At 53.1% G+C, this 16,488-nt stretch carries 20 protein-coding genes; 18 read left to right on the top strand and 2 right to left on the bottom strand.

Annotated features, from left to right (window positions below; genetic code table 11):
* Positions 1–5: 5 nt before the first annotated feature.
* The 17 genes from L0M99_RS02375 (at position 6) to L0M99_RS02295 (ending at position 13,556) form a co-directional block, all read left to right on the top strand.
* On the top strand, positions 6–629 hold the full coding sequence (locus L0M99_RS02375) for an L-threonylcarbamoyladenylate synthase (protein WP_238127601.1): 624 nt from the start codon (positions 6–8) through the stop codon (positions 627–629).
* 9 nt (positions 630–638) lie between these two features.
* The gene (locus L0M99_RS02370; protein ID WP_238127600.1) at positions 639–1,781 is read left to right on the top strand and encodes a glycosyltransferase family 4 protein; all 1,143 of its coding nucleotides are present in this window, start codon (positions 639–641) and stop codon (positions 1,779–1,781) included.
* Positions 1,781–2,299, top strand: a complete 519-nt coding sequence (locus L0M99_RS02365; RefSeq protein ID WP_238127599.1) for a hypothetical protein — start codon at positions 1,781–1,783, stop codon at positions 2,297–2,299. The genes L0M99_RS02370 and L0M99_RS02365 overlap by 1 nt, the downstream gene beginning before the upstream one ends.
* 176 nt (positions 2,300–2,475) lie before the next feature.
* Complete coding sequence (gene atpB / locus L0M99_RS02360) at positions 2,476–3,270, top strand: F0F1 ATP synthase subunit A (RefSeq protein ID WP_238127609.1); 795 nt, start codon at positions 2,476–2,478, stop codon at positions 3,268–3,270.
* 52 nt (positions 3,271–3,322) lie between these two features.
* Positions 3,323–3,538 (top strand): ATP synthase F0 subunit C, encoded by a 216-nt coding sequence (gene atpE, locus L0M99_RS02355; RefSeq protein WP_238127598.1) that lies wholly within the window; start codon positions 3,323–3,325, stop codon positions 3,536–3,538.
* A 15-nt stretch (positions 3,539–3,553) separates the two neighbouring features.
* Positions 3,554–4,120, top strand: coding sequence for a F0F1 ATP synthase subunit B (locus L0M99_RS02350; protein WP_238127597.1), 567 nt, complete (start codon positions 3,554–3,556; stop codon positions 4,118–4,120).
* Positions 4,120–4,950 (top strand): F0F1 ATP synthase subunit delta, encoded by an 831-nt coding sequence (locus L0M99_RS02345; RefSeq protein ID WP_238127596.1) that lies wholly within the window; start codon positions 4,120–4,122, stop codon positions 4,948–4,950. The genes L0M99_RS02350 and L0M99_RS02345 overlap by 1 nt, the downstream gene beginning before the upstream one ends.
* A 28-nt stretch (positions 4,951–4,978) precedes the next feature.
* A complete protein-coding gene (gene atpA / locus L0M99_RS02340; RefSeq protein WP_238127595.1) occupies positions 4,979–6,634 on the top strand; it encodes a F0F1 ATP synthase subunit alpha in 1,656 nt (551 codons plus the stop codon).
* 2 nt (positions 6,635–6,636) lie between these two features.
* Positions 6,637–7,560, top strand: a complete 924-nt coding sequence (locus tag L0M99_RS02335; RefSeq protein WP_238127594.1) for a F0F1 ATP synthase subunit gamma — start codon at positions 6,637–6,639, stop codon at positions 7,558–7,560.
* A 27-nt stretch (positions 7,561–7,587) separates the two neighbouring features.
* Positions 7,588–9,033, top strand: coding sequence for a F0F1 ATP synthase subunit beta (atpD, locus tag L0M99_RS02330; protein ID WP_238127593.1), 1,446 nt, complete (start codon positions 7,588–7,590; stop codon positions 9,031–9,033).
* Positions 9,033–9,290, top strand: coding sequence for a F0F1 ATP synthase subunit epsilon (locus tag L0M99_RS02325; protein ID WP_024059356.1), 258 nt, complete (start codon positions 9,033–9,035; stop codon positions 9,288–9,290). The genes atpD and L0M99_RS02325 overlap by 1 nt, the downstream gene beginning before the upstream one ends.
* A 37-nt stretch (positions 9,291–9,327) precedes the next feature.
* Positions 9,328–9,750, top strand: coding sequence for a DUF2550 family protein (locus L0M99_RS02320; protein WP_024059355.1), 423 nt, complete (start codon positions 9,328–9,330; stop codon positions 9,748–9,750).
* 69 nt (positions 9,751–9,819) lie between these two features.
* Positions 9,820–10,518, top strand: coding sequence for an endonuclease NucS (gene nucS, locus L0M99_RS02315; RefSeq protein WP_024059354.1), 699 nt, complete (start codon positions 9,820–9,822; stop codon positions 10,516–10,518).
* Positions 10,519–10,558: 40 nt separating this feature from the next.
* The gene (locus L0M99_RS02310; RefSeq protein ID WP_024059353.1) at positions 10,559–11,779 is read left to right on the top strand and encodes an N-acetylglucosamine-6-phosphate deacetylase; all 1,221 of its coding nucleotides are present in this window, start codon (positions 10,559–10,561) and stop codon (positions 11,777–11,779) included.
* Between the two features lies 1 nt (position 11,780).
* Positions 11,781–12,062: an ATP/GTP-binding protein gene (locus L0M99_RS02305; RefSeq protein ID WP_238127592.1), complete on the top strand. Its 282-nt coding sequence runs from the start codon at positions 11,781–11,783 to the stop codon at positions 12,060–12,062.
* 140 nt (positions 12,063–12,202) lie between these two features.
* Entirely contained in the window at positions 12,203–12,946 is a 744-nt protein-coding gene (locus L0M99_RS02300) for an alpha/beta fold hydrolase (protein WP_038109965.1), read from the top strand.
* A gap of 196 nt (positions 12,947–13,142) precedes the next feature.
* On the top strand, positions 13,143–13,556 hold the full coding sequence (locus L0M99_RS02295) for an ACT domain-containing protein (protein ID WP_238127591.1): 414 nt from the start codon (positions 13,143–13,145) through the stop codon (positions 13,554–13,556).
* A 21-nt stretch (positions 13,557–13,577) separates the two neighbouring features.
* On the opposite strand, the gene L0M99_RS02290 is transcribed toward L0M99_RS02295, so the two are convergent.
* On the bottom strand, positions 13,578–14,627 hold the full coding sequence (locus tag L0M99_RS02290) for a DNA adenine methylase (RefSeq protein WP_238127590.1): 1,050 nt from the start codon (positions 14,625–14,627) through the stop codon (positions 13,578–13,580).
* Positions 14,628–14,741: 114 nt separating this feature from the next.
* Between L0M99_RS02290 and L0M99_RS02285 the strand changes: the two genes are divergently transcribed.
* Entirely contained in the window at positions 14,742–16,088 is a 1,347-nt protein-coding gene (locus L0M99_RS02285) for a DUF4921 family protein (RefSeq protein WP_238127589.1), read from the top strand.
* A gap of 152 nt (positions 16,089–16,240) precedes the next feature.
* Here the strand turns inward: L0M99_RS02285 and L0M99_RS02280 are convergent, their stop codons facing one another.
* Complete coding sequence (locus L0M99_RS02280) at positions 16,241–16,486, bottom strand: CsbD family protein (RefSeq protein WP_024059347.1); 246 nt, start codon at positions 16,484–16,486, stop codon at positions 16,241–16,243.
* Between the last annotated feature and the right edge of the window lie 2 nt (positions 16,487–16,488).

The following is a 16,488-nucleotide window of genomic DNA, read 5'->3' as shown; positions in this document are numbered from 1 at the left end:
CAAGTATGCGAACTCCGCTTAGTAAGCAAGATATAACTAGTCTCAAAAGTCTGATAGCGGCGGGAAAACTGTTGGTAGTACCCACCGATACGGTTTATGGAATAGCCGCCGACCCTTTTGTGGCTTCCGCAGTAGATCGGTTGCTAACGGCAAAAGGTAGAGGCCGGGATTTCCCCTCCCCGGTACTGGTAAGTAGTATTTCGCAAGCTGCTGCATTGGTGCCCGCGATTCCTCCTCTGGCCAGAGTGTTTATGGAGAGGTTTTGGCCGGGAGCTCTGACCGTGGTGTTACCGGCGCGAAAAGATTTGCCACTCGACCTGGGGGTAACGGGTGGAACTGTCGCCCTGCGCCAACCAGATCAAAGTGATCTTTTGCAATTACTGCAGGAAAACGGACCTTTGGCAGTAACCTCTGCGAATCTTCATGGGTTACCGCCTGCACAAACGGTTAGGCAAGCGCAAGATTATTTCTCAGATAAGGTCGCCGAATATATCGACGCCGGTCCTAGTCAGATTGGAGAACCATCCACCATAGTTAAGGTAGAGGAAGCAGAATACTCGGTGCTCCGCAGCGGGGCAATTTCGCCTCGTCAGCTTCAGATGGTTGCCGGGAAAGCAGCAAAACAGTAGGGAGAGATTGTGAAAGCCTATCTGTTACTGGGGGTAATTGCCTGTGCGATTACTTTTTTGGTGACCCCGATAGTGCGCCGTATCTCCTTGGCACTTCACGTTTTGACCCCGGTGAGGGAGCGCGACGTTCACCAGGTGCCCACTCCGCGACTGGGTGGGGTTGCTATGCTGTGCGGACTATTAGGAGCGTTTTTGCTTTCGCGGCAGATGCCATATTTTTCCCAGTTTTACGCCGATCCCCAGGTGTGGGCGCTCATCTTTGGTTCGATCGCCATAACAGTGCTTGGGGTAGTGGATGACATCTATGATTTGAACTGGTGGACTAAACTCTCCGGACAGGTCTTGATTGCGGCTGCGGTCGCTTGGCAAGGCATTCAAGTGGTTTCGTTCCCTATCTTTGGAATGACTATTCCCTCAACCAGGATGTCGATTCTGATAACCGTGCTGATAATAGTGTTTTCTACCAATGCGGTTAACTTTGTTGATGGTCTTGATGGTTTAGCAGCCGGAATCACTTTGATCGGAGCAGGAGCGTTCTTTGTTTATTCTTATCTTTTGATTCGCCTGACAAACGCGCAAAGTTACGCCTCCTTCGCTGCCATGATCGGAATCGTAATTGTGGGGGTTTGCCTAGGTTTCCTAGCCTCTAACTTTCATCCCGCAACTATTTTCATGGGAGACTCGGGCTCGATGCTGCTGGGGCTGACCATTTCCTGCATGTTCATTGTAGTTACCGGACAAATTGACCCGGTTTCTCTGGGCACATCACAGTTCCTACCGGCAGCGATTCCGCTGCTTTTGCCGCTGGCAGTAATGGCTCTGCCCTTTGTCGACATGATAATGGCGGTGATTCGCCGTTTGGCCAATGGGCAAAGCCCCTTTAAACCGGATCGTCTTCACTTGCATCATCGACTGTTGAAGATGGGGCATTCGCATCGTCGCGCAGTTTTGGTGATGTACCTGTGGGCATTCTATTTTTCGGTACTTGCAGTTTGTTTGCTAAAGCTTGATTGGCTTCCCGAGTTAATTCTGGCAGTGCTAGGTGGGGTAACCTGCCTGATAGTCACCATTTCCTACTTACCGGGATTACGTAGTTATTATTCGCTGGGCACGGATCCCTATCCCCGGCATGTACGAGGAAAGGATGGTTGATGAACGAAGATATCGAAAGCTTCTCCGAAGGAACGTCGGGGAGGGGCTTGACCTCTGCGCATCGAGACACTGACGGAAAGAGTCCGCGGACACCGGAAGTCGCTACAGTTGCTGATCGCTACGGAGCGCGGATGGCTATTCGCAAAGGAAATCGCGCTGTTGTCCTGATTTTGGCGATCCTAACCCTGATTTCTGTACCGGCGGCAGGAATAATTCGTTCTTGGCCAGGGGCACTAGGGGCTCTCTCCGCCATGGTAATCATGTGGGTGGTGGCGGCCGTTGGAATCGGCGCCAACCGGTTGGTATTGCGAGATCCCCTGCACACTAGCGGCTATGTTTTTGGAGCCTATTTAGTGAAACTGGTCATAGTTATCGTGGCGGTAGCGGTGCTTCGCCCCTTGCCGCAGGTTGATAGCAAAGTGATTTTTCTGGTGTTGGTAATCGCAATTTTACTAACCACCATTGGAGAGGCGCGAGTAGTAACGAAAACCAATAAAATTAGTATTGGGAAGCTCTAAACCAGATATTTCTATGGTAAAAGTCCGCTTAGTTCTCGGGGACGCAAGTCCTATGCTAAGTTGGTTTAGAGATATTCGGGAGTCTGTCCACCGCCTGAAATAAAGCGCTAGTATGGAACCCGGATCACAGTTTTCGGCCATATCGGCAGAAATGAAGGGAACAGATAGTGTCACCGATGCTCAGTGGGTTAACCACCCTGGTACCGCAAGAATTCGAGCCACCTGGCATTGATGAGTTCTTCCCCTCGGTGATTGCTTTGGGTGGCACCCCCTTCGAAATGAATCGCATTACCCTGGTGCGCATCATCTTACTGGTGGCTTTCCTGATTTGCGCGGTGCTTTACACCCGGCGGGCAAAAATGGTTCCCGGTGCCGCCCAATCCACGATGGAGTACCTGCTGGATTTTTGCCGCACCAATATTTCTGAGCAGGTGATGGGGAAAGAATACGCGAAGAAATATAACGGTTTCGTGACCGCGATTTTCTTCACCGTCCTCTTTATGAACATTGGCGGGATTATCCCGGGGCTAAATATCGCCGGCAGCGCGGTGGCGGGGATCCCGTTGCTACTAGCTATCTTCGTCTGGTTCCTATTTATTATCGCCGGAATTCGGGCTCAGGGCGCGGGGGGCTTCTTTAAATCCTCGCTATTTCCCCCCAATGTCCCTAAGGCGCTCTACATATTGCTGACCCCAATCGAGTTTTTCTCGACCTTCATCGTGCGTCCCTTCACCTTGTTCGTCCGTCTTTTGGCCAATATGATTGCCGGGCACATGTTGCTGGCGCTGACCATCTTGGCCTCCAACTATTTCCTGCTGCTGGCAGCAGGGGGCATGAAGGTGTTCTCGGTGATTACCTTCGTTGCTGCGATTGCGGTAACCGCTTTCGAAATTTTCGTTGCTTTCCTGCAGGCCTATGTATTTGCGGTCCTCACCGCGGTTTATGTAGACCAGTCGGTGCACGCCCACTAAGACTTCCGCTTCCGGCGGGAAAACCCACAAATAAAGAAAAGAAAGAGAAAAAATGACTATAAATATGGCTGTCCTAGCTACTCTCGGATACGGCCTGGCTTGTATTGGCCCCGGTATTGGGCTGGGTATCTTGATTGGTAAGACTCAGGAATCTCTCGCACGCCAGCCTGAACTTGGTGGGCGTCTGACCACCAATATGTTCATCGGTATCGCGTTCGTAGAGGCGTTGGCGCTAATCGGTTTGGTAGCCGGCTTCCTGTTCAAGTAGTAAAAAGGAAACTTAATGTTATACCTGATTCAGCTGGCAAAACCGTCAGGTGGGGCAGAAGAACACAATGTCTTGCTGCCCGCGATTCCGGAGTTAGTCTGGTCCGCGATCATTATCGCGATCTTCTTCTTCGTGATATTGAAGTTCATGTATCCGAAGTACAAAGAGATCACCGAAAAACGGGCCACCACCATTAAAGATGGTCTGGAAAAGGCGGCGCAGGCGAAGAAAGAAATCGCCGATGCCAACACGCAATCGGAACAGGCTTTGCGGCAGGCTCACGAAGAAGCAGCCCGGATCCGCTCGGAGGCACAAGAGAGCGCCAAGCGGATTGTGGCCGAAGCGAAAACCCAAGCTAGCGAGGAAGCTGAGCGTATTAACGCCCAGGCACAGCGGCAGGTGGAAGCTAATCGGCAGGCTGCAGAAATTTCTCTTAAGACTGAGGTCGGGATGCTGGCTGCAGAACTGGCAGAGAATATTGTGGGCGAACAGTTGACGGATCGGGATCTATCTGCACGGGTAATTGACCGTTTTTTGGATCAACTGGAAACCTCCTGCGAAAAGGAAAGTGTTAGGAAATAATGCGCGCATCCAGTAGGCAAGCTCTAGAGCAGGGCAAAGCGGTTTTAGCCCGGCAAACGGGCATGACTGCCCAGACTTGTTACGACTGGGCGGATGACCTCTTTGTGCTATCTGACTTGGTGCAAGGCTCATCTAGGATTGCATTGGCGCTTACCGATCCGGCTCGTAACCTGGAGGATCGGGTCAGGTTGCTTCAAGCCTTGGCCGAAAACCTGTCAGAGGTTGCACTTACAACCGTAGAGGGCGCTCTTAGCGCAGCTCCCAGTGCCCAAGAACTGCCCACCGTGATTGAAACTCTCGGTGAATACGCAGTACAACGCGGTGCTCAGACTGAGGGTAAGGCTATCGAGATCGCGGACGAAATATTTTCTTTGGAACGATTCGTGCGATCTAATCAGCAGGTACGCTCAGCGCTTTCTGATCGCAATCGCGAGCCAAAATATCGGGTGCGCTTATTAAAAGAGCTTTTTGGTTCCAGTTTGTCGCGTCCGGCTACAACTCTGGCCCTCCGGGCGGTGAGTGCTGTAAACCGCGATAGCAAGCTGGAGGACTCGGTATCCTTAACTGGAAACTTGCGTCATATGCGTCGTGATCTGGCAGCAGCCGGCGATACTCTGGTAGCAACGGTGCAGGTGGCAACCCCGCTTGCAGATGCCCAAGCTGAGCGCCTGCGGGATATCTTGTCACGGCGTTATCAAAAAAACATTCACCTACAGGTGAGCATAGATCCCTCGGTGATAGGGGGCATGAAAGTTCGGGTGGGTTCCCAAATTTTCGATGGCTCCTTGGCCACCATCATTCAAGAAACAAAGCAGAAACTGGCCGGGTAGTACCGGAACGTTAGGAAAAGGCAAATTCATGGCTGAACTTCAAATCCAACCGGAGAAGATTCGTGACGCCCTCGCGGACTTCGTAAGCTCCTATGAGCCCACTCGCTCTACCGAGGACGAAATCGGGCATGTAGTGATGGCGGCTGATGGTATCGCGCAGATCGAGGGCTTGCCGGGGGCAATGGCGAACGAGCTTCTCAAGTTCGCCGATGGCACTACCGGATTGGCAATGAACCTAGAAGACCGCATGATTGGCGCGATTGTGCTGGGCGACTTTTCAGGTATTGAAGAGGGACAACCGGTGCGCCGTACCGGAGAGGTACTATCCGTTCCAGTGGGTGACGGGTATCTAGGGCGCGTTGTTGATCCCATGGGACAGCCCCTAGACGGTCTGGGCGAGATTCAGGATATTGAAGCACGCCGGGTCTTGGAGCTACAGGCTCCCGGGGTGATGATGCGTAAATCCGTGCACGAGCCCCTGCAGACCGGCCTGAAAGCCATCGACTCCATGATTCCGATTGGGCGGGGTCAGCGGCAGTTGATTATTGGAGATCGCCAAACCGGTAAAACTGCGATTGCGATTGACGCCGTGCTTAACCAGCGAAAGAACTGGGAAAGCGGCGACCCCAATAAGCAGGTACGTTGCATCTATGTTGCTGTGGGACAAAAAGGTTCCACCATCGCCAGTGTACGCGGCCAGTTAGAGGCCGCTGGAGCCATGGAATACACCACTATCGTGGCGGCGCCTGCTTCTGACTCAGCCGGGTTTAAGTATCTGGCACCCTACACCGGTTCCGCTATCGGCCAGCACTGGATGTACCAGGGTAAGCACGTCCTCATTATTTTTGACGATCTTTCCAAACAAGCAGAAGCCTATCGTAGCGTTTCCCTATTGCTACGCCGTCCGCCGGGGCGCGAAGCCTACCCCGGTGACGTTTTCTACCTACATTCCCGTCTCCTGGAGCGCTGTGCCAAGCTCTCTGATGAACTGGGTGGAGGCTCGATGACCGGATTGCCTTTGATTGAAACCAAAGACAATGATGTGTCGGCATATATTCCTACCAACGTCATTTCGATTACGGACGGGCAGATATTCTTACAGTCGGATCTGTTTAACTCCAACCAACGTCCGGCAGTGGATGTAGGTATTTCGGTTTCTCGTGTAGGCGGCGACGCGCAGGTCAAGGCGATGAAGAAAGTCTCCGGCACTTTGAAGATTACTTTGGCGCAGTACCGGGATATGCAGGCTTTCGCGATGTTCGCGTCGGATTTAGATGCCACCACAAAGAGGCAGCTCACCCGGGGTGCGAGGCTGATGGAGTTGCTGCGGCAGCCCCAGGCTACTCCCTACGAGGTCGAGGATCAGGTTTGCTCGATTTGGGCAGGAACCAGCGGCTATCTAGATGATATCGAGGTATCTGATGTTCACCGCTTCGAGTCGGAAATGCTTGCCTATTTGCATGCCAATTCGGATGTACCCGCCAAGATTAAAGAAACCGGGCAGTTCGATTCCGATACGGAAGAGGCTCTAAAAGCAGCGGTCGAGAAGTTCCGCAGCGGTTTCGTTTCTTCCCAGGGAGTGCTGGACTCAGAAGTTAACATTCCCGAAGAAGTTTCCGAAGCTGAGCGTGATAACGAAAAACTGGTGGTAGATCGCCACAACAAGAAAGATAAAAAGGATTAACCTTGAGCGGAAAGCAGCGGATATATAAGCAGAAGATCAAGGCCACGCAGACGCTGGGCAAGGTCTTCCATGCTATGGAGCTGATCGCGGCCTCGCGTATCGGAAAGGCTCGCGAAGCTGCCACCCAGTCCACGCCCTTCGATACGGCAATCACGCAGGCTTTGGCGGCTTTAGCAGCTCACTCTTCGTTCGATCACCCGGTAACACGAGAGCGTACGGATACTGACCGGGTAGCGGTTATGTGCGTGACTTCCGATCGCGGTCTAGCCGGTGCTTATTCAGCCTCTATTCTTCGTGAAACCGAGAAACTGGTGGATCAGCTCAAAGAGCAAGGTAAAGAACCGGTGCTCTATAGCTATGGACGCAAGGCAGAAAGTTACTTTCGCTTCCGCGGGGTTCCGGTGGAACGATCCTGGAGTGGTAACTCGGATTCTCCGACCATCGAGCAATCTTACGAGATCGCCGACGTTCTTACCGACACTTTTTTGGCGGACGTGATTCATGAGGGGGTCTGTGAGGTCTACCTGGTGTTTACCCGCTACGTGAATATGGTCAAACAGGTTCCGATAGTACGCAAGATGTTGCCACTGGAGGTCATCTCGGAAGAAGAAGCCGAAGAGATGGATATTAACCTGGATACGCCCCAGGGCAAAGTACCTCCGCTATACGAGTTTGAGCCCAGCCCCGAGGCAGTTCTAGACCAGATCTTACCTATGTATGTGCGTTCGCGGATTCGCTCGGCGTTGCTGCAGGCAGCTGCCAGCGAGTTAGCCAGCAGGCAAACCGCGATGCACACTGCCAACGATAACGCTCAGGACATGATTGAGCGTTATACCCGCCTGGCTAATAATGCACGTCAGGCAGAAATTACTACTGAAATAACGGAGATCGTCGGCGGGGCCGAAGCCTTGGCCGCTGGTCGCTAGAGGAAACAAAGGATTAAGGAGACTCTAATGAGTGATACCGAACGGACTACGGGCGTGGGACGGGTTTCCCAGGTGATCGGCTCGATCGTGGACGTGGAGTTCCCGCCAGATCATCTGCCGGAAATGTACAATGCCCTGGAAGCCATGATCCAGATTGAGGGCGAAGCTACCCCCCATAAGCTCACCTTGGAGGTGGCGCAGTTCCTAGGCGACGATGTGGTGCGTTGCCTAGCCCTAAAGCCCACTGACGGATTGGTGCGCGGACAGGAAGTAACTGATACGGGAGCCCCCATTTCAGTTCCGGTAGGTGACGTTACCAAGGGACACGTATTTAACGTCACCGGCGACTGCCTCAACCTGGAAGAGGGGGAGACCCTCGAGATTAAAGAACGGTGGCCTATTCACCGCGACCCGCCCTCTTTCGATCAGCTGGAATCTAAAACCCAGATGTTTGAAACCGGGATTAAAGTTATTGACCTGCTCACCCCCTATGTGCTGGGTGGGAAGATTGGTCTGTTCGGCGGGGCAGGCGTAGGCAAGACCGTGTTGATTCAGGAAATGATTCAGCGCGTAGCCCAAGATCACGGCGGTGTGTCGGTATTTGCTGGCGTGGGTGAGCGTACCCGCGAGGGCAACGACCTGATTCATGAAATGGATGAAGCGGGAGTTTTTGATAAGACCGCACTAGTCTTCGGACAGATGGATGAGCCTCCGGGGACGCGTCTGCGCATTCCGCTAACCGGTCTAACCATGGCGGAATACTTCCGGGATGTACAGCACCAGGACGTGTTGCTGTTTATCGACAACATTTTCCGTTTCACTCAGGCTGGATCGGAGGTATCGACTCTGCTGGGGCACATGCCGTCGGCGGTAGGCTATCAGCCGAACCTGGCCGATGAAATGGGGCTGCTCCAAGAACGCATTACTTCGGTTGCAGGCCACTCGATTACGTCGCTGCAGGCGATTTACGTGCCGGCTGACGACTACACTGACCCGGCTCCGGCAACTACTTTCGCGCACCTAGATGCCACCACCGAGCTTTCGCGTGATATTGCTTCGCGTGGTTTGTATCCGGCGGTTGACCCGTTGTCTTCGACTTCGCGCATTTTGGATCCCACCTATGTGGGTGAAGAACACTATCAGGTTGCCACCCAGGTAAAGTCGATTCTGCAAAAGAACAAAGAACTGCAAGACATTATCGCGATCCTAGGCATGGATGAGCTTTCTGAAGAGGATAAACTCACCGTGAACCGGGCACGCCGAATCCAGCAGTTCCTGTCGCAGAACACCTATATGGCCGAGAAATTCACCGGGGTAGAAGGCTCCACGGTTCCGCTGGCTGAAACTATTGAGGCCTTTAAGCGCATCTGCGAAGGCACTTACGACCATATTCCGGAGCAGGCATTCTTCAATATTGGCGGGATCGAGGATCTGGAACGCAATTGGGCGAAGCTGCAGAAGGAAGCGGCGTAATGAGTTCGCTTTCGGTTAAAGTAGTGACCCGCTCGGGGGAGCTGTTTAGTGGGCAGGCGGGATTCGTCTCCCTGCCCACTACCGAAGGCTCGCTGGGGATACTGCCGGGACACCTGCCATTTTTGGGTACCATTACCGCGGGAAAAGTTAAAGTCGGGATGAAAGAAAACGACCCGGATGCCCGGGTTTTTGAAATAGTTCCCGGATTTGTTTCCGTTGATGAAGATAACGTAACCATCGTAGTTGACGGGCTGTAAATCGAAAAGATTTGGCTAGAGGCGGTATAGTTAGGCCATGACGGCGCTAAAAGTTCTTCTGCTAATCATTTTGGTGATTGCCGCCCTAGTGGCTTTAATTGCCGCCTATTTTTTGTGGCGTATGAATCGCCTTTACCGTCAGGGGGCTTTTCTATGCTCCTACCGACCGGATGTAACTTCCGGATGGACCGAGGGCTGCGCAGTCTATGAGGCCGAGTCTTTAAACTGGTACAAGGCGGCTGCTCTATCGTTCCGTCCCGACAAGACTTGGCCGCGCCGAAAAATAGAGCTAGGGAAAGTCCACAATTACCTGTCCAAAAAGGGGATACGAAACGTTGCGGTTCCGGTTACGGTGGATACCCATCGTTTTTGGTTGTTTCTTTCCGAGGACGACCACGCCGGCCTCGTATCCTGGGCAGAGGCGGCGCCCCCTCGCGAAATTCCCCAATCCTGGGGTTAAGATGCTTGCAAAATAACGCAGTAAACACCCGGGTGAACCAAATTTCCCGATGATCTAGAATAGATTCTCATGCGCGTAATTTTCGCTAACTGTTCCGTCGAATACAGTGGTCGCCTCACCTCGTTCCTGCCTATGGCACCGCGAATGATTATGGTGAAAGCCGATTCTTCGGTGCTTATTCACTGTGATGGCGGCTCCTATAAACCCCTTAACTGGATGGCAGGGCCGGCTACTATCGAAGAATTACCGGTACCCGTCGAGGACGAGGCCGCCGGCATAGAGCAGATTTGGTTAGTAGAATCAGCAAAAACTGGAGATCAGCTAAAACTGCGGGTCGGAGAGATTTTCTCGGAAACCAGTTGCGATCTGGGAATAGATCCGGGACTACAAAAAGACGGGGTAGAGGCGCATTTACAAGAGCTGCTGGCGGCGCAAGTTCCCGATATCCTGGGTGCCGGCTGGGAACTAATCCGGCGGGAATATCCCACTCCGGTCGGCCCGGTGGATTTGCTGGTTTTTGATCCGGAGCTGAACCATGTTGCTATCGAAGTGAAGCGGCGCGGAGAAATCGATGGGGTAGAGCAGCTTACCCGCTACCTAGATCTGCTTTCCCGCGATCCGATAATGCCGGAAGTGCGGGGAATTTTTGCGGCGCAAGTAATCAAACCGCAGGCCAGAACCCTTGCTGAAGATAGGGGGATTCGCTGTCTAACCTTGGATTACGATACCATGCGAGGAGTAGACGACGCCGAGTCGCGCCTGTTTTAAGCCATGAAAATACAGTTTATCGGGCAGGAGCATTGCAGCTATGAATGAAGTATTTGCCATCCGCGGACGAGTAGTCACCGCGAGTCGCATCATTACCGATGGGGCAGTGGTAGTTTCTGGAGACGCCATTGTTTGGATAGGCGAATCAACTGCGGCTAAAGATGCTGGTTTCGGTGACGAAATCCTGGCAGCCCCCGCTCCAAGCGACGACCGTTACGTATTGCCGGGGTTGATCGACGTCCACTGCCACGGAGGCGGGGGTGTATCTTTCCCGGATGTCCAGTCCGAAGACCAAGCCCTGGCAGCGGTGGCGGAACATCTACGCTGGGGTACTACTTCGCTGGTAGCCTCGCTAGTTACGCAATCACCGATGGTACTGCGGGAGAAAGCAGAACTATTGGCCGGGATGTGCGCGGCAGGTAAACTCGCGGGTATCCATTTTGAAGGTCCCTTCATCGCTCAGGGGCATTGTGGCGCTCAAGATCCCGCGCATATTCAAGCCCCGAATGAACCCTTAGCGCGTGAGCTGCTGATTGCCTCGCGCGGATATGCGGTGTCGATGACTTTCGCGCCGGAAAAACCTTATGCCATGGGACCTTCCGGGGTGGCAGAAACCTTGATTGCAGGTGGGGCAGTGCCTTCCTTTGGCCATACCGATACCAGTTCTCAGAAGATGCGGGACGCCTTGGTAGAAGTGCGGCAAACCCTGCAGCATTCGGCGCATGCCCGCTGCCCGCATGCCACGGTAACTCATCTGTTTAATGGGATGGCACCGATGCATCACCGCGATCCCGGACCGGTTCCGGAGATCCTGGCGGATGCGGCCGGGGGCGGAGTGATTGTCGAACTCATTGCCGACGGTGTCCATGTGGATCCTTCCTTGGTGCGCAATGTATATGAACTGATCGGGCGCGAACAGATGGTATTCGTGACCGATGCGATGGCCGCTACCGGGCTGGGAGACGGCGACTACGTCCTCGGGGGACAAGCGGTAACCGTTAAAGAGGGCGTAGCGACTTTGAGTCAGCGCGGCGGAGGGCTCGCGGGGGGAACTTCCCATCTGATCAACCAGGTTAAGATAGCGCATAAGGCAGGAATACCGCTGGTAGATGCGGTGTATTGCGCTTCGACGCAAGGGGCAAAAATCTTAGGAAACCCCCAATTGGGGCAGGTAGCTCCCGGCAAGTTTGCCGATCTTTTAGTTACTGATGCCGATTTGAATCCTATGGAAGTTTACAAACGCGGATCCCGGGTATTTTAAAGTGGCTAGGCGTTCTCGGAAACGTCCCTGGGGGGAGCATCGGCCTTTAAGGATGGATTCTTTAGCTTCTATGCCACGGGCAGTTTCCCGCCCGGATGGTGATTTCCAGGTGCAGCACCTGTCCCAGGCGCGTAAAACTTATGTGTGTCCCGGGTGCAGTCAAGAGATCCAGATCGGCCAGGCACATGTGGTGGCTTGGCGAACCGATTCTATTTTTGGTACTCAAGCTGGTTTAGATCAACGCCGGCATTGGCATCGTTCGTGTTGGGAACGCGGTCTCTAGTATTTGCGGGTTTGCAACGCTCGCCAAAACTCTAAAATGTAATTCCGCAACTATCATCCTAGTTTTCGAGGTCATCTTCTCCGAGCTGTGCGAAGATGGAGATTATGAACGTGGCTATTTTTACGCGGGATGCGCATAGAATGGCGGGCACCCCCGCAGTGGTTTTATTAGCAGCTTTTCCCTATGACCATCGAATGTGGGAAGGGGTTGCCCGTCGTTTCGAGGGAGTGCCGGTAATAGCGATTGATCCTCCCGGGTTTGGCCGTTCCCCGGTTCCGCTAGATCCGCCCTCTTTAGAAATCTATGCCGATTATGTAGCCCAAGCGGTAAGAGCAGAAGGGGCAGAAAAAGTGCTGGTGTGCGGGAACTCGATGGGGGGATATACCGCGCAGGCGATGATTGAGCGTCATCCCCGCTTAGTGGGGGGAGTGGTGCTCGTGGGCACTAAGGCTGATATTGATACTGCGGCCGCGCGGGCTGCCCGTACAGAAATGGCAGTCGGCGCCCTGGTTGGCAGGGCGCAAGAACAATTGGTGAAGTCTATTCCCACTATGTTGGCTAAAGAGACCCTCACGGATTTTCCCAAGATTCCGCAGCTGATGGAAAAATGGATTAACGAGGCACCCGGGGAGGCGATTTCTTGGGCGCAGCGTGCTTTGGCGGCGCGCCCTGGCCGTCTCGAAACGCTAGGGAGGGCGCAAATCCCGGCAATGGTGGTTCGGGGGGAACAAGATCAAAACTCCACTCCAGCCCAGGCGGAAGCGATGGCCAAGGCGCTCGGCACCCGGGTGGTTTCCGTGCCGCGTGCGGGTCATCTGGTGCCCTTAGAGGCGCCCTCAGCGGTAGCGCGAGCAGTGATGAGTGTTTATCGGAGGATGTCCTGACTTTTGCGCCGGGATTTAACTTAGAGCGCCGGGCGGAAACTAATTTTGCCGCGGTCGGATTTATGGGTCTGTAGTTTAAAACAAGTTGCTGAACGCCGCCTGAGAATTTTGGTATTTACCTGCTGAAACCGGGAAATATCGACCGCAGAGTGAGACTAGAAAGCACGGGTAGGGCTTAGCCCCCTAACTTAAAACTATGAGTTCGTATTCTGACTTTGATCTAGCGTTGTCTAAGCTTCGTCCGCATATGTTTGGCAAGTATGTATTCTTGTCGGAGCGGGATGGTCTGCCCGCGGGATTAGAGCCGTTTGCACAGATAAAAGAGGAAGAAGGACTCACCCTAATCGTTCCCTTAGAACAGGCAAAAGCAGCAGGTCTGGCCGCGGGGAAAAAGATCTATCGCCGAATTACTTTGGATTGCGATGTCTCGCTAGAAGAAACGGGGCTGACTTTTACGGTTGCTTCCCAGCTGGCTAGCCAATCTATTCCCTGTAATGTTTTATCGGGACTGCATCATGACCACCTGATGGTACCGGCAGCGCGGGCGCAAGAGGCCATATCTTTGCTGCAGCAGCTCTCCCAGCAGGCTCAGGGCTGGCTCCAATACTAAAATCGCTAACTGTAGACTGATTTAAGAGGATAAAGCCGCGCTGATTTGAGACAGAGTGGTAGCGTTGCCACCTACAAACACATTCTCAATATTGCGATCTGCCCCGGGCTTACCCACTTTCTTTCCTTGCGGGTCATAGATTCCGATTTTTGCTCCCACATAGCGGCGCTGTGAAAATGCAAACTTTTTTACCTGGGCAAAGCCGGCCTCCAAAATGGCGCTCACCATCTCGTCCTCGCCAATCCAAGATTCGTCGTTATAGGAAACCACTATAGTTTGGGCGCGTACCCGCCCAAGCAAGGAAAAGAAACTTTGCGCCATAGTGCGTTTGGAGTTAAATGCTGAACGGTGCTGATCACCGCGCGCATCTATCCGTTTGCGCGCCACCCCGTATGCCTTAGGAGAGTCCCAGCGCACCAAGGTTTCCCAAATATGGTAGTTAGTGAAGTAACGGTGCTGGTTATAGGGGGGATCGAGGTAGGCAAGATCTGCTTTGGGTACCTGGTCAACCAGTTTGAGGGCGTCTCCTTGGAAGGCGTGCCCCTTTCCCGGCAGCAGCTGCGGCAAACGTAGCTCTAACTGGTTATAGGAACGCGGTGCCCACTTCTTCAGATAAGCCATTTGGACTCCAGTGGTGGAATCTACCCGGTCGGCAGCCTCCATCAGGGAAGTTAATAAAATCGGGAATAAGGGATCATCTTGCAGGTCAACCAGGTAATCTCGGCAAGCATCGATACGTCTTCCGTTATGGGGCTGAAAAAACCGGGCTTGGCGGCAAAAAGTCTCGGTAAAGTATCCCTCTTTACCTTTAAGCGCGCTCATTGCCTCTAGATGGTTGCGTAAAGCCGCGATATCAACAGTGTTGGCATCAGTTTCGATATAGGTGCGCGCCAATTGGTAACTATAGGAAGCAAGATCGCAGGCAGTGGTGAAGATCCCGCGACGTTTAAACTCTTGGGCGACCCGGGTAGTACCGGAAAACAGATCGAGAGCGCTGTTCGCACCAGTAGCGCTAGCAATGCTTCCTAAAGCTGGTACCAGGTTCCGTTTTGACCCCAGATATTTAATCAACTTACCTCCTTCCCCTTCCGCTCACTATAAACCAGACCCTCAGCATTTAAAGCATCTGACTTACACGCGCTGGGAGTAGGCGAAAAAGTACCAATAGGCAACTAGGGTGGAAGTATGGCAAAAGAGGAAGCAGCAGCCGCACGGGCATTAGTTAAACTGGCAGATGGAACCGTTAAACAACGAAATCAGTTAACTGGAACCGAGGTGTGGACGGTACCTGGCCGGGGGCACCGCCCGCTTTCCAAGCCCCAGGTTAATCCCAGTCCCATTAGCGCCCAGGATCATACTTCTACTTGTGCCTTCTGCTCTGATCGCTATTTAGAAACCCCGCCCGAAAAATCTCGAATTGTCTTAGGGGATGCGGATCTGCCAGCAGATAACACTACTAGCTGCGGAGAGTTCCGGATTGTAGAAGGATTAGCTGCCGATCAGCTTAGTAAATATCCGGCAGATTTTCGCCGGATCCCGAATCTATTTGAAATCGTTTCCTACCAGTACTGGCACCTTAATCATGGTCATGAACCTTCCGATAAGGAACGCCAGCGTTTGGCAGAATATTTAGCTACCCCCACCGGCTATGACCATGTGCTGCGGGTAGTGCGAGCTAAACTCCACCAATATGGGATGAATGACGAGGAAATTAATAGCCTTTCCGAACCGGAAATGTTGGGGCAAGCAAACTCGTTCTTCTCGGGTGGGCATGATCTGATTGTGGCTAATCGACATTTTGTTCCGGGAGCCACTGATTCCTCCCAGCTGGCTTCCGCGGGTACTCTGACTCCGGAGGAACATCATGCCTATACTGCCTTCACGGCGAGGGCGCTGCGGGATCTGTACGATCTGGATCCAGCCGTCAAATATGTGGCGACGTTCCAGAATTGGTTAAAACCGGCGGGCGCCAGTTTCGATCATCTGCATAAGCAACTGGTAGCGATTGACGAATTCCCCGTTCAGACCACTCAAGAACGCGAGCGACTGCGCAAAGACCCCGATATTTACCACACCATTTTGAAGATTCGAGCTACTCGCGGGCTGATCTTGGCACAAAACGAGGACGCGATCGCAATGGCGGGGGTAGGACACCGTTATCCTACGATCGCGGTTTGGCCGCTCGGTAAGCCCTGTAATCCCTGGGATGCGGGAGAAAAGAAGACGCGGGCAGTTTCTGATATTTTGCACGCTATCCATGCTGCTACCGGTGCTGATGTCCCTTGCAATGAAGAGTGGTATCACCGTCCGCTATCGGTTTCGACTCCCATGCGCTGGCGGATCTTACTGAAATGGCGAATTTCAACTTTGGCGGGTTTTGAGGGCGGTACCCGGATTTACTTAAACACGATTGATCCGTGGGGCATTTCCCGGCGGGTAGTTCCCCGGCTAAAAGAGCTGCGGGCAGCCGGTAAAATCGCGGATATGCGCATTGGTGAGGAAACCAAAGTTTCGCCCTCCTTATTGGATTAACCAGGCGTTATCTAGGAACTGGCGCCTTGCGTGCGGGTATCTTAACTGGGATTGAAGACGCAGACGCTAGGGGAATAAGAATAAAAGAATCGGGAGGCTATCGCCTCCCGATTCATAAACTAGCTATTTGCTACTGCTAGATTTTGCCGGATTTACTTGTCGCTAGAGAAGCCTTCTTTGATTTTTTCGGCAGCAGCTTTCAGGTTAGCGCCGGCTTCTTCCGCCATATCCTTGGCTTTGTCCGAGAATTCAGAAACCTTATCTTTGATTTCTGCGCTAACCTGATCCGCTTTACCTTCGGCTTCTACGTTCTTGTCTCCGCTAACTTTGCCGGCAGCTTCTTTGGCTTTGCCGCCCAAGTCCTCTGCAGAGTTCTTAATCTTGTCGTCCATTCCCATAT

Source organism: Varibaculum cambriense, assembly GCF_022133705.1.
Lineage (GTDB): Bacteria > Actinomycetota > Actinomycetes > Actinomycetales > Actinomycetaceae > Varibaculum > Varibaculum cambriense_A.
The sequence above is the reverse complement of the archived record's forward strand: the minus strand, read 5'-3'. Positions and strand labels throughout refer to the sequence as shown.

Bases quoted from the DNA above. Each gene is read 5' to 3' on its own strand.
- atpB (WP_238127609.1), top strand. From the start codon at position 2,476: ATGCTCAGTGGGTTAACCACCCTGGTACCGCAAGAATTCGAGCCACCT.
- L0M99_RS02375 (WP_238127601.1), top strand. From the start codon at position 6: ATGCGAACTCCGCTTAGTAAGCAAGATATAACTAGTCTCAAAAGTCTG.
- L0M99_RS02280 (WP_024059347.1), bottom strand. From the start codon at position 16,486: ATGGGAATGGACGACAAGATTAAGAACTCTGCAGAGGACTTGGGCGGC.
- nucS (WP_024059354.1), top strand. From the start codon at position 9,820: ATGCGCGTAATTTTCGCTAACTGTTCCGTCGAATACAGTGGTCGCCTC.
- atpA (WP_238127595.1), top strand. From the start codon at position 4,979: ATGGCTGAACTTCAAATCCAACCGGAGAAGATTCGTGACGCCCTCGCG.
- atpE (WP_238127598.1), top strand. From the start codon at position 3,323: ATGACTATAAATATGGCTGTCCTAGCTACTCTCGGATACGGCCTGGCT.
- L0M99_RS02300 (WP_038109965.1), top strand. From the start codon at position 12,203: ATGGCGGGCACCCCCGCAGTGGTTTTATTAGCAGCTTTTCCCTATGAC.
- L0M99_RS02320 (WP_024059355.1), top strand. From the start codon at position 9,328: ATGACGGCGCTAAAAGTTCTTCTGCTAATCATTTTGGTGATTGCCGCC.
- L0M99_RS02325 (WP_024059356.1), top strand. From the start codon at position 9,033: ATGAGTTCGCTTTCGGTTAAAGTAGTGACCCGCTCGGGGGAGCTGTTT.
- L0M99_RS02365 (WP_238127599.1), top strand. From the start codon at position 1,781: ATGAACGAAGATATCGAAAGCTTCTCCGAAGGAACGTCGGGGAGGGGC.
- L0M99_RS02350 (WP_238127597.1), top strand. From the start codon at position 3,554: ATGTTATACCTGATTCAGCTGGCAAAACCGTCAGGTGGGGCAGAAGAA.
- L0M99_RS02345 (WP_238127596.1), top strand. From the start codon at position 4,120: ATGCGCGCATCCAGTAGGCAAGCTCTAGAGCAGGGCAAAGCGGTTTTA.
- atpD (WP_238127593.1), top strand. From the start codon at position 7,588: ATGAGTGATACCGAACGGACTACGGGCGTGGGACGGGTTTCCCAGGTG.
- L0M99_RS02285 (WP_238127589.1), top strand. From the start codon at position 14,742: ATGGCAAAAGAGGAAGCAGCAGCCGCACGGGCATTAGTTAAACTGGCA.
- L0M99_RS02295 (WP_238127591.1), top strand. From the start codon at position 13,143: ATGAGTTCGTATTCTGACTTTGATCTAGCGTTGTCTAAGCTTCGTCCG.
- L0M99_RS02310 (WP_024059353.1), top strand. From the start codon at position 10,559: ATGAATGAAGTATTTGCCATCCGCGGACGAGTAGTCACCGCGAGTCGC.